The sequence below is a fragment of the Actinomadura rugatobispora genome (genome assembly GCF_055379765.1).
In genome coordinates this window covers 6,008,378-6,020,447 of record NZ_AP029191.1, presented here as the reverse complement: position 1 = coordinate 6,020,447, position 12,070 = coordinate 6,008,378, and the positions used below count along the sequence as shown (strand labels likewise).

The window sequence follows — 12,070 nt, the reverse complement described above, 5'->3', positions numbered from 1 at the left end:
GCGTGTCGGACGGGGTTGTGGAAGGTCTCCGGACGGGGCCCTTCGAGGGCTCACCTAAGGATGGAACGCCATGACGGGCGCCCCTTGTTCCAGGACGGGCGCCCGGACGTCTCGTACGCCCCCTGAGAGCCTCCTGGGGGCCTCCACGGAGACCCCCCGCCGTCCGGGGGCCGACCCTGCCGTCTAGAGGACCTCGACCTTGGAGACCAGCCAGCGCTCGCCGACCTTGGTCATGGCCAGCCGGAGCGTGAACTGGCTCGGCAGCCGCTGCGCCTCGCCCTTCTCGGAGTTCTTGACGGTCTGCTGGTTGAGGAACACCAGGACCGTCCCGGAGTCGGGCGAGATGTCCTCGACGGCCGTCTTCACCGCGGTGCCGGTGACCATCGCCTGCTGCTGCGGCGCCAGCGTCCGCACCCGCTCGGCCTGCGTCTCGAACTGCTTGCGGAAGTCGCCCGTCGCGTACGCGGTGGCCTTGCGCATGTCCGAGTCGACCGTGCGGTAGTCGTAGGACGAGATGCTCTGGGCCGCCTGCGTCGCCGCGTAGGTCGCCTGCCTGGTCGCGGTCTCCGTGGCGTCCAGCTGGGACTTCTTCGTCCACAGCCAGCCCACGCCGGCCGCGCCCAGCACGGCCACCAGGCCGAGCACCACGAGCCTGCGCGAGCCCCCGGCGGGCAGCGGGACGCGGACGCGCCGCCGCCTCTTCTCGCCGTCCGTGTCCTTGATCTTGGCCTTGATCTTGGGCTCGGGCTCGCTCTCGGTCGTGGTCCCGGCCTCGGGTTCGGGCTTGACCAGGTCGGGCTTGGCGGCCGCGCCGGAGACGACCGGCTCGGTCTCCTCCTCGGCGGCCTTATCGTCCGCCTCCGCGCCCGCTTCGGCCTCGTCCTTGTCGACGGCCTCGGCGGCCTCGGCGGCCTCGTCCGCTGCGGCCTTCTCCCCGGCCTCCAGCGCGGCGGCGGCCTCGGCCGCCTCCCTGGCCGCCTGCTCGGCCAGTTCGGCCAGCTCGGCGGCCCGGCGGGCCTTCTCCTTCGCCTCGGCCGCGCGCCGCTCGGCGCTCTCGACCTCGGTCTCGGTGTCGCGGGACGTCACGGAACCACCCCCAGCTTGGAGACGAGCCAGCGATCGCCGTCACGGGTCAGCTCGAAGTCCCAGCGGCCCGTCATCGGCATGCCCTGCGGCACCTTCTCGTTCGTGGAGATCGCCGACACCCAGACGATGACCTCGGCGGAGTCGCGGTCCATGGAGACCAGGCCGGCCCGCGCCGTCTGCACCGACGAGGCGGTCCTGGTCTTGCTGACCGTGTCGGCGAGCGTCTTGGCCAGCGTGGCCCACTGGTCCTTGGCGGTGCCGGTCATCCCGCCGGTGACCCGGTCGATGTCCTTCTGCAGGTTCCGGTGGTCGAGCGTCTGCATGTTGATCGCGGTCTGCTTGGCGGACTGCAGCGCGGCGGCCCTGCGGTCCTCGTCCCGCTGGGCCGACCAGATCTCCCTGCCCAGCAGGCCCGCGACCACCGCCAGCGCGGCGATCACGACGCCCAGCGTCCACACCCCGATCCGGCCGCGGGGGTTCGCGTCCGACTTCACTATCGCGCCGTTTCCCTTCACCGCATGAGCGGGTCGAGTAGGAGCATCTTCCACGAGGCGTCACCCAGCAGGCGCTGCTGGCTGCCGGTGGCGCCCATCCGGTAGCGCTTGCCGTCCGGCCCGTAGACCCAGCCGGTCGACGGATCGTACCCGGCCAGTTCCACCGATTTGGCGGGGAAGGGAATGTAGACGCTGTTGCCGGACTGCAGCGTGACCTGCTGCCCCGACAGCGTCGAGCCCTGCCCGCCGTCGCTCGGCGCCTGCGCGCGCGGTCCCTTCGCGCCCTTGTCGGACGAGGTGCCCGAGCCGTCGCCGTACGCCCCGCCCGCGGGGAAGCCGGCGCCGTCGGTGGCGCCCGGCGGCACGGCGGGCGGCGGCACGTTCGCGTCCTTGGGGTAGTTGCGGGAGCCGCGGACGACGTTGCCGGAGTCCTTGGGCTCGGTGCAGCTGCGGTTGAGGTCCGGCGTCTTCTTCTCGGTGCGCTGCGGCCAGCGCCAGTCGTCCTTGGGACGGAAGCCCTTGGTGCACGGGGGCGGCGAGTCGATGTTGAGCGCCAGGCCCAGGTGCTGGGTGCCGTCGCCGGGGGTCACGGTGAACGCGCCGCCCAGCGTGAGCGGGTAGAGGATGAACAGCGAGCGCAGCCCCGCCTGGCGGGAGGCGATGATCTGGCCCGTCGTGGTGAGGTTGGCCAGCAGCACCGGCAGCGTCGGCGCCAGCCCGTCGATGGTCTTGTCGAGCTGGGAGACCGTGCCGGGGATCGCGTCGATCGTCTGGCGCAGCGCCGGGTCGTCCCGGCGCAGCTGGGTGGTCAGCTCGTTCAGGTTGCGGGCGAAGCCGCGGATGTTGGCGGCCTGGGAGCGCTGGGTGTTCAGCACGACGGCGCCGTCGTCCAGCAGCCGCTTGGTGTCGGGGTAGGCCTGGTCGGCGGTCTGGATGATCCGGTCGGTGTCGTCCAGGATCGCCTGCAGGTCGGAGGCCGAGCCGGAGAACGCCCGGTCGAGCTCGTCCACGATGGTGCCCAGCTGCCGCGGGTTCACCGACGAGACGAGCTTGTCGACGTTGCGCAGCAGCTCGGCGGTGGACACCGGGAGCTTGGTGAGATGCCGCGGGATGGTGTACGGCTCGCCCTGGTCCAGGTACGGCCCGCCGGCCTTGGCGGGCTGCAGGTCGATGTACTGCTCGCCGACCGCGGACCGGTTGGCGACGACGGCCGCGGTGCCCTCGCGCGGGATCCGCCGGCCCCGCTCCAGTCGCAGCTCGACCTTGATGCCGTTGGACGTGAGCCGGATCGGGCCGACCCGTCCGACGGGCACGCCGCGGTAGGTCACCTCGGCGTTGGTGAAGACCCCGCCGGAGTCGCTGAGGTCCACGTAGGCGGTGTACTGGCGGCCGAGCAGGCCGCGGCCCACGCCGATGTAGTTCACCGAGACGACCGTGACGCCGATGACCGTGATGAGGGCGAACACGATCAGCTGGAGCTTGACGCCGCGCTTGAGGATCACGACAGCCCCCCTGTCATCAGCGTCTGGAGATCGTTGGAGCCGGGTGGCGGGGCCAGGGATCGCGGCCGGTTGCCGCCGTTCCCGGTGCCGCCGGTCCCGCCCGTGCCGTTCTGGGTGCCGTTGAGGCCGGGGAGGCCGCCGTCGCCGGCGCCGGGCAGGCCCGGCAGGCCGCCGCCGTTGCCCGTCCCGCCGGTGCCTCCCGCGCCGCCGGGCATCTCCGGCAGCACGCCCAGCGGCGTCTCCGGCAGCGTCACGTTCGGGACGGTGAGCATGTTGCGCATCTGCTGCCCGTCGCCCAGCAGCCCTTCCAGCGCGGTCCCGCCGAACAGGTTCTGGGCGACGTTCTCCAGGTCCAGGTCGAGGGTGAGCCGCACGTTGCCGTAGTCGCCCTTGATCACGTTGCCGAACGTGGACGGGAACGGGTAGGTCAGCATGCCGTCCAGGGCCTTGGGCAGATCCGCGCCGGCCTTGTTGAGGTTGCGCAGGATCGTGTCGAGGTCCTTGAGGTTGGCCAGCAGCTCCGTCCTGGACTTGGTGATGACGTCGGTGGTGGTGCGGCTGAGCCGCTCCAGCGCCCGCAGCATCTTGGTCAGGTCGGCCCGGTTGCGGTTGAGCACGGTCAGCGCCGGGCCGGTCTTGTCGATGGTGTCGGCGATGGTGCGCCGCTCGGCCGACAGCTTGCCGGTCAGCCGGTCGATGCTGTCGATGGCCCGGGTGATCTCGCCGCGGTTGCGGTCCAGGGTGCCCACGAACGTGTTCACCCGCTGCAGCACCGACTTGATCGTCGAGGTGCGGCCGCCCATCGCGGTGTTGAGCTCGCGGGTGATCGTGGAGACCTGCTCCAGGCCGCCGCCGTTGAGCAGCATCGACATCGCCGACAGCACCTCTTCGATCTCGGTGCTGCGGGTGGTGCGGGCCAGCGGGATCAGGTCGCCGGAGGTCAGCTCGCCGCGGGGCTGCTCGCCGGGCGGGTTGGCCAGCGCGACGAACTTCTCGCCCAGCAGGCTGGTCTGGCCGATGGTGGCGACGGCGTTGTCGGGCAGCCGGGTGTCGTCGCGCACCTTCAGGGTGACCACGGCGTGCCAGCCGCTCTGCCCGCCGGCCAGCTCGATCCGGTCGACCTTGCCGACCGAGACGTCGTTGACCTTGACCACCGACTGCGGCACCAGGTCCAGCACGTTGCCGAACTCGACCTTGATCGTCTTGGGGTTCCCGCCGAGGTCGGGGCCGCCGGGCAGCGGCAGCGAGTCGACGCCGCGGAACGAGCAGCCCGACAGGGCCGTCACCCCGGCCAGCGCGACCGCGCCGACCCGTCCCAGGCGCCCTGCCGGACGGCGGCGCGAACGGTTCGAGGGGGATGTCACTGGCCACCTCCGGGGAGCAGCGCGCTGATGTCCCTGGGCTTGGTGGTCTGCGGCCTGGACTGCGACCGCGGCTGGGCCTTGGCGCCGCCGTTGCCGCTCTTCCCGCCCGGCCCGTAGGCGTCCGGCGGGATCGGCTCGGGGTCGTAGTGCGTGGTCAGCGCGGTGATCCAGGACAGGTCCAGGCTCAGCCCGGTCAGCACCTTGCCGATCCCGTTGACCGGGGTGACGAAGTCCAGGCACTGCTTGGCCGGGGTGCCGACCGAGTAGGCCAGCGAGCAGACCCAGTCCGCCAGGTCGTGGAACTGCCGCAGGTCGGCCCGGTTGTGGATGGTGCCGCTGATCGGGTCGTAGGCCCTCGCCAGGTTGGCGATGCCCGTCGGCGCGGTCTCCAGGACCTCGGCGAGGGCGTCCTTCTCCTTCACCAGCACACCGGTGATCTGCGCGAGCTGCCGGACGTTGTCGGACAGCTGGCCGCGGTTGTCCTTGATGAACCGCTGGACGTTGCGCAGCGTGGGGCCGAGGGTGTTGAGCGCGGCGCTCAGCTCCTCCTTCTCCCCCGCCAGCTGCGCCGACACCCCGTTGAGGTTGCCGCTGAACCGCCGGATCTGCTGGTCGTTGGCCTTCATCGTGGCGGTGATGATCCGCAGGTTCTCGATCGTCTTGGCCACGTCGTGCCGGTCGGCGCTGAGGGTGCTGAGCATCTTGGAGGTGTCGGCGATCGTCTGCCGGATGTCGGTGCCCTGCCCCTGGAGGGTGTCGGCGCCGACCTGCAGCAGCCGCGACAGCGCGCCGTCCTGGCCGCCCGGGCCGGGCTGGTTGGCGCCCTCGGGGCCCAGGGCCCGGCTGAGGTCGTTGAGGCCCTTGCCGACCTCGTCCACCTCGACCGGTACGGCGGTGCGGTTGACCGCCAGGGTCTGCCGGTCGGGCATGACCGGCCCGCCCTTGTAGACCGGGGTGAGCTGGATGTAGCGGTCGGCCACCAGCGTCTGGTTGACGATCACGGCCTGGGCGTTGGCGGGGACCTTGTACTCGGCGTCGTACTCCAGGCTCACCCGCACGGCGCCGCCGACCGGGGTGACCTCGGTGACCTTGCCGACCGGGAGGCCGAGGACGCGCACGTCCGCGCCCGGATACAGGCCGACGGCCTTGGTGAAGTACGCCGTCATGCGGCGCTGCTCCGGCTCCCGCAGCAGCAGCACGAGCGCGGCCGCCAGCAGGGCGACCGCCAGGATCGCGCCGCCCAGCCGGAGGACCATACCTGCCTGGCGGGGGCGGGCCCCCGTCAGGGGGACGGAACTAACACTGCGCACGTTGACCTGCCTGCTCGCTTACGGGAGGAAGGGGAGCGGGTTGCCGTTGCCGTTGCCCGGCTGCCTGGGTTGGCCGCCCTGCCGCTGCTGGGTCTGGCCGCCCTGCGCGGGCGGGTTCTGGATCGAGGCGGGGATCGGGATCAGGTTCTGGATGTAGCTGTCGAACCACCGCCCGGATCCGGTGACGTCGGTGAACTGCCGGGTGAACGGCGCGAACAGCTGGATCAGCCGGTCCAGGTTCTGCTGGTTCTTCAGCAGCACCGCGTTGACCTTCTCCAGGTTGTTCAGCATCGGGCGAAGCTGCGCCTCGTTCTCCTTGATCAGCGCGTTCACCTGCTGGGAGAACACCACCGTGTTGACCAGCAGCTGGTGGATCACCTGGCGGCGGGCCCGCACCGACTGCAGGATCTTGTCGCCGTCCTCGATCAGCCTGGCGAAGTCCTGGTTGCGGTCGGCCAGCAGCTCCGAGACGTTCTTCGCCCGTCCGGCCAGCTCGTGCAGCTGCTCGTCGCGCGAGGCGATGGTGTTGGAGAGCCGGCGCAGCCCCTGCAGCGACGCCCTGATCTCGTCCGGGGAGTTGCGGAAGGTGTCGGCCAGCACGTCGAACGACTGCGCCACCTGCTTGTGGTCGATCTGGTTGACCCGCTGCGTCAGCTCGCTGATCGCCGGGACGACCTCGAACGGCACCGCGGTCCGCTCGACCGGGATCTGCCTGTTCAGCCGTCCCTTGCCGCGCGGGTCCAGCGCGACGTAGTGCGCGCCCAGCACCGTCTTGATCTTGATCTCGGCGCGGGTGGTGTCGCCCAGCCGCACGTCGTCGTTCACCCGGAAGGTCACCTTCACGTGGGAGCCCTCCAGCTCCAGCCCGGTGACCTGGCCGACCTTGACCCCGGCGACGCGCACCTCCTCGTCGGCCTTCAGCCCGGCGGCCTCGGCGAACGCGGCGCTGTACTCGCGCCCGCCGGCCAGGAACGGGATGCTCTGCAGGTTCATCGCGACCAGCAGCGCGACGGCGATGACGGCGAACGCGGCGAGGCCGATGGGGACCGGGTTGCGCTCCCGGAAGGGCGCCCTCATCTACTTGCACCTCGCGTTCTCGTTCACGATCGTCGGGGTCTGGTAGACGGGGCCACCGGGCAGGCGCACGCGGGCGTCCATGCCGCAGATGTACATGTTGAACCAGGACCCGTAGGAGGAGATGTTGACCAGCCCCTCCATCCGCTTCGGAGCGCCGCGCAGCGCCTTGTCGATGTCGTCGTCGTTCTCGCTCAGCGTGGCGGTCAGCTTCCGCAGCCCGGCGATGTCGTTCTTGATCGCGGGCCGGGAGTCGTTGAGCAGGTCCGCGGTGGTGCCGGTGAGCCGGTTGATCGCCTCCACCGACTGGAAGATCGCCTCCCGGTCGCCCGCGACCCCGCTGACGAACCCGCGCAGATCGGTGATCATCCGATTGACCTGGCCGTGCCGTTCGTCGATGGTGCCCAGCACGCTGTTCAGGTTGGTGATGACCTGGCCGATGACCTGGTCGCGGTTGGCCAGGGTGTTGGTCAGCGACGCCACGTGCGCCAGCAGGCTGTTGACCGTCCCGGCCTCGCCCTGCAGCGTCTGGACGATCTGGAACGCCAGCTTGTTGACCTCGCCGGGCTCCAGCGCGACGAACAGCGGGCGGAACCCGTTGAACAGCGCGGTCAGGTCGAGCGCCGGCCGGGTCTGGGCGAGCGGGATGGTGCCGCCGGGCCGCAGGTAGTCGTTGGCGGCCCCGGGCCCCTCGGTCAGCGCCAGGTAGCGCTGGCCCATGAGGTTCCGGTAGCGGACGTTGACCTGCGTGGAGGCGGGCAGCCCGGCCTGGAAGACGCCCTCCCTGTTCAGGCTGAAGGTCACCCGGGCCCGGTTGCCGGAGGCCAGCCGGATCTTCTCCACCTGGCCGACCCGGACGCCGGCCACCCGGACGTCGTCCTGCTCCAGCAGCCCCGCCACGTCGGTGAAGACCGCGCTGTAGGAGCGGGTGTCGGCGAACCGCATGTTGGAGATCGTCATCGCCAGCACGCCCGTGGCCAGCGAGGTCGCCACCACGAAGATCAGCAGCTTGATCGCCGCGCTGGTGGTCTTCACTGGACGTTCACCACCGATCCCTCCAGCAGCGGCCCGAACAGCAGCTGGGCCACGTCCGACACCTCGGCGGCGGGGGTCCTGGTCATCGGGCCCACCACGTTCTTGATCTTGTCTCGCTCGCTCATGCCGGGTCCGGGGTCGACGAACACGCCCGACGCCGCCCGGCCGCGGCCGCCGGCGGCGCCGTGCGGGTTCTGGTCGTCGGGGTCGTGCGGGTTCTGCCACCACAGGTCGTCCTGCGTGCCGTCCAGCGCCATCCAGTCGGGCCACGGCACCTTCGGATCGGGCAGGTTGTAGCAGCGCGGCCCGCGCTGGTCCTTCAGCTCGGGCAGGTCGAGCGGGTACTTGTACGCCGGGCGCGGCTTGACGATCTCGACCGTGAGGTTGAACGTCGGCGTCTTGCCGCCGCCGGCCTCCTCGGCCCGCGGCTTGAGCGCCATCATGCCGTCCAGCACGCAGGGGAACGACGGCGAGTAGCGGGCGACCACCGCCAGCCCGGCCCGGTTCGCCACGTTCACCCCGATGATCTTCGGGGCGTTGTCGCGGACGAACTGCTCGCCCTTGCCGCTCACCCCGGTCACCATCGGGATGACCTGGTCCTCCAGCGTCGTCCGCTTGTCGGTGACCGTCTTGCTCGTCACGTTGAGGTTGCGCAGCGTGTTCAGCAGGTCGGGGGCGGCGGCGGTGTAGATGTCGGAGACGTCCGACAGCGCGCGCAGGTCGTACACCAGCGTGCCGAGCTCGGGGTTGATCTTCTTCAGCAGCGCGTCGGCCTGCTCCAGGTTGCGGCCGATCTGGTCGCCGCGGCCCTGCAGCGCGGTCGCGATCGCGTTCAGCGTGGCGTTCAGCTTGTCCGGGCGGACGGCCTGCAGCAGCGGCAGCAGGTTGTTGAGCACCCGGTCGATCTCGACCGCGGCCTGCGACCGGTTCTGCTGGACGACCTGGCCCTCGCGCAGCCCCAGCGGCCCGGCCTGCGCCGGGATCTCCAGGTCGACGTACTTCTCGCCGAACAGCGTCTTGGGCAGCAGGCGGGCCTGCACGTTGCCGGGGATCAGGCCGGCCTTGTCGGGGTCCAGGGCCAGGTCGATGACGGCGCCGTCGGCGGTCGCCCGGGTGCCCCGGACCTCCCCCACGATCAGGCCGCGCACCTTGACGTCCGAGCGCGGCAGCAGCTGCAGCCCGGCCCGGTCGGCCCGCACCGACACCTTCGTCACGGGGGTGAGCGCCTTGTTGAACAGCGCGACCGTCAGCGCCAGCAGCAGCGCGATGACGATCACCATGGACAGCCCGAGCAGGCGGTGGCGGGCACTTCGCGTCATCGCCGCCTCACCCCGCAATCCGTACGGTCGTGGTGGCTCCCCAGATCGCCATGCCGAGCATCAGGTCGACCACGTTGATGACCACGATGCTGGTGCGCACCGCGCGGCCCACCGCCACGCCGACGCCCGCCGGGCCGCCGCTGGCGTGGTAGCCGTAGTAGCAGTGGATGAGCATGACGAGGATCGAGAAGATGATCACTTTGCCGAACGACCAGAGGATGTCGTACGGCGGTAGGAACAGCTTGAAATAGTGGTCGTAGGTGCCGGTCGACTGCTCGTAGAAGATCGTCACGATCAGCCGGGTCGCGCCGTAGGAGGCCAGCAGGCCCACGATGTACAGCGGGATCACCGCGATCATCCCGGCGATCATCCGGGTGGTGACCAGGAACGGCATCGACGGGACGGCCATGACCTCCAGCGCGTCGATCTCGTCGGAGATCCGCATCGCGCCGAGCTGCGCGGTGAACCCGCAGCCGACCGTGGCCGACAGCGCCAGCGCCGACACCAGCGGGGCGATCTCGCGGGTGTTGAAGTAGGACGCCACGAACCCGGTGAACGCGGCCGTGCCGATCTGGTTCAGCGAGTTGTAGCCCTGCAGGCCGACCTGGCTGCCGGTGAAGAAGGTCATGAAGCCGACGATCACGACGCTGCCGCCGATCACCGCCAGCCCGCCGGTGCCCAGGCTGACCTCGGCCAGCAGCCGCAGCACCTCGGTCCGGTAGCGGCGCAGCACCCGGAAGATCCAGGCGAAGGCGCGGGCGTAGAACGACAGCTGGTGGCCGAAGTCCTCCAGCCGCTGCAGCGGGGCGTTCACCACCTTGACGGCGGTCTTCCCCGACTTTCCGGGAGCCGCCATCACATGCCCTTCTGGGGGACGAACTGGAAGTACAGGGTGGAGATCAGGAAGTTCTCCAGGAACAGCAGCATGAACGTGATGACCACGGTCTGGTTGACCGCGTCACCCACGCCCTTGGGCCCGCCCTTGGCGTTCAACCCCTTGTAGGCCGCGACCAGCCCGGCCGTGATGCCGAAGACGAACGCCTTGAACTCGGCCTGCAGCAGGTCGGGCAGCTGGGCGATCGCGTTGAACGAGGCCAGGTAGGCGCCGGGGGTGCCGTCCTGCAGCATCACGTTGAAGAAGTAGCCGCCCATCAGGCCGACCACCGACACCAGGCCGTTCAGGAACAGCGCCACGAACGCGCACGCGAGCATGCGCGGCACCACCAGGCGGTGCAGGGGGTTGATGCCCAGCACCTCCATGGCGTCGATCTCCTCGCGGATCTTGCGGGAGCCGATGTCGGCGCACATCGCCGACCCGGCCGCGCCCGCCACCAGCAGCGAGGTCACCAGCGGGCTGGCCTCGCGGACGATCGCCACCACCGCGGTGGCACCGGTGAACGACTGCGCGCCCAGCTGCCGGATCAGCCCGCCGACCTGCAGCGACAGGATCCCGCCGAACGGGATGGCGACCAGCATCGTGGGCACCACCGTGACGCTCACGATGAACCAGGCCTGCTGGATGAACTCGCGCCACTGGAACGGCCAGACGAACATCGCCCGGAAGGTGTCCAGGCACAGCGCGAAGAACCGGCCCGGCTCCCGGACGGCCACATTGGCCGCCCCGTCGGAGAACCTGCGGAACGCCGAGGATCCTGATTCGTCCTTGCCCTCCCACCGGCCCGCGCCGATACCAGGGAAGGACATCAGGGCCCCGCACCCGCCCCCGGCCAGCCCCCGCCGGCCTGCTGGTAGCCGCCCTGCCCCTGCCCGCCGGGCAGCGGCCCGCCCGGAACCGGCCTGTCAGGAGTCGTCGCGCCGGACGCCTCGGCGCCTCCCACCGGGGTCATCGCGGACACGTACCGCGGCCACTCCTCGACCCAGTTGCGGCCCAGGTCGTCGATGAACGACCCGGGCGGCGGGACCACGCCGTGCGCCGCGCACCAGGCGCCGGGCGCGTGCTGCGTCGGCCGGACCCGCCCGTCGGACGGCATCAGCTGCGGCGGGATCGGCGGCAGCTTGCCCGGGTCGTGGCCCATCTTGGCCTCGGCCTCCAGCTCGGAGACGTCCTTCTCCTCCGACATGCCGATCGGGCCGACCTTGCGGGCGTTGAGGAACTGCCGCACCACCGGCTCCTCGCTGGACAGCAGCATTTCCCGCGGGCCGAACATGACCAGCTCGCGGCGGAACAGCAGCCCGATGTTGTCCGGAACGGTGCGCGCGGTGTTGATGTCGTGCGTGACGATGAGGAATGTCGCGTTGATCTGCGAGTTCAGGTCGACGATCAGCTGGTTGAGGTAGGCCGTGCGGACCGGGTCCAGACCGGAGTCGGGCTCGTCCACCAGCAGGATCTCGGGGTCCAGGACCAGCGCGCGGGCCAGCCCGGCCCGCTTCTTCATACCGCCGGAGATCTCGCCGGGAAGCTTCTTCTCGGCGCCGAGGAGACCGACCATCTCCATCTTCTCCATGACGATGCGCTTGATCTCACCCTCGGACTTCTTGGTGTGCTCGCGCAGCGGGAAGGCGATGTTGTCGTAGAGGTTCATCGAGCCGAACAGCGCGCCGTCCTGGAACAGCACCCCGAACAGCTTCCGGGTGTCGTACAGCTGCGCCTCGGGCAGGTGCGGCAGGTCCCGGTCGCCGACCCAGATGTGGCCGCGGTCCGGCTTCAGCAGCCCGACGAGGGATTTGAGGAAGACCGACTTGCCCGTGCCGGAGGGGCCCAGGAGAACACTGATCTCTCCCGCGGGAAGCGTTAGCGACACGTCCTGCCAGATGGTCTGGCGGCCGAACGACTTGGTCAGCCCTTCGACCCTGATCTCGACGCCCACTCGTCACCTTTCGTCCAGGCCGGGGGTTCCGGAACCAATGAGCGAGTAGTTGCTCAGG

At 70.4% G+C, this 12,070-nt stretch carries 11 protein-coding genes; all 11 read right to left on the bottom strand.

Annotation, left to right across the window (positions count from 1 at the left end; all coding sequences use genetic code 11):
- Positions 1 to 183: 183 nt before the first annotated feature.
- A complete protein-coding gene (locus ACZ466_RS27010; RefSeq protein WP_378293044.1) occupies positions 184 to 1,086 on the bottom strand; it encodes a hypothetical protein in 903 nt (300 codons plus the stop codon).
- Positions 1,083 to 1,580 (bottom strand): hypothetical protein, encoded by a 498-nt coding sequence (locus ACZ466_RS27005; RefSeq protein ID WP_378293046.1) that lies wholly within the window; start codon positions 1,578 to 1,580, stop codon positions 1,083 to 1,085. Before ACZ466_RS27005 ends, ACZ466_RS27010 begins: the two co-directional genes overlap by 4 nt.
- Before the next feature lie 17 nt (positions 1,581 to 1,597).
- Positions 1,598 to 3,082: an MCE family protein gene (locus ACZ466_RS27000; RefSeq protein WP_378293048.1), complete on the bottom strand. Its 1,485-nt coding sequence runs from the start codon at positions 3,080 to 3,082 to the stop codon at positions 1,598 to 1,600.
- Positions 3,079 to 4,446 (bottom strand): MCE family protein, encoded by a 1,368-nt coding sequence (locus ACZ466_RS26995; protein WP_378293050.1) that lies wholly within the window; start codon positions 4,444 to 4,446, stop codon positions 3,079 to 3,081. The genes ACZ466_RS27000 and ACZ466_RS26995 overlap by 4 nt, the downstream gene beginning before the upstream one ends.
- On the bottom strand, positions 4,443 to 5,702 hold the full coding sequence (locus ACZ466_RS26990) for an MCE family protein (RefSeq protein WP_378293052.1): 1,260 nt from the start codon (positions 5,700 to 5,702) through the stop codon (positions 4,443 to 4,445). The genes ACZ466_RS26995 and ACZ466_RS26990 overlap by 4 nt, the downstream gene beginning before the upstream one ends.
- A gap of 72 nt (positions 5,703 to 5,774) precedes the next feature.
- Entirely contained in the window at positions 5,775 to 6,833 is a 1,059-nt protein-coding gene (locus ACZ466_RS26985) for an MCE family protein (protein ID WP_378293054.1), read from the bottom strand.
- Positions 6,834 to 7,865: an MCE family protein gene (locus ACZ466_RS26980; RefSeq protein WP_378293056.1), complete on the bottom strand. Its 1,032-nt coding sequence runs from the start codon at positions 7,863 to 7,865 to the stop codon at positions 6,834 to 6,836.
- Positions 7,862 to 9,184: an MCE family protein gene (locus ACZ466_RS26975; RefSeq protein ID WP_378293058.1), complete on the bottom strand. Its 1,323-nt coding sequence runs from the start codon at positions 9,182 to 9,184 to the stop codon at positions 7,862 to 7,864. The genes ACZ466_RS26980 and ACZ466_RS26975 overlap by 4 nt, the downstream gene beginning before the upstream one ends.
- Before the next feature lie 7 nt (positions 9,185 to 9,191).
- Positions 9,192 to 10,040, bottom strand: coding sequence for an MlaE family ABC transporter permease (locus ACZ466_RS26970; RefSeq protein ID WP_378293060.1), 849 nt, complete (start codon positions 10,038 to 10,040; stop codon positions 9,192 to 9,194).
- Positions 10,040 to 10,888, bottom strand: a complete 849-nt coding sequence (locus tag ACZ466_RS26965) for an MlaE family ABC transporter permease (protein WP_464043982.1) — start codon at positions 10,886 to 10,888, stop codon at positions 10,040 to 10,042. Before ACZ466_RS26965 ends, ACZ466_RS26970 begins: the two co-directional genes overlap by 1 nt.
- Positions 10,888 to 12,012 (bottom strand): ABC transporter ATP-binding protein, encoded by a 1,125-nt coding sequence (locus ACZ466_RS26960; RefSeq protein WP_464043981.1) that lies wholly within the window; start codon positions 12,010 to 12,012, stop codon positions 10,888 to 10,890. The genes ACZ466_RS26965 and ACZ466_RS26960 overlap by 1 nt, the downstream gene beginning before the upstream one ends.
- Positions 12,013 to 12,070 lie beyond the last annotated feature (58 nt).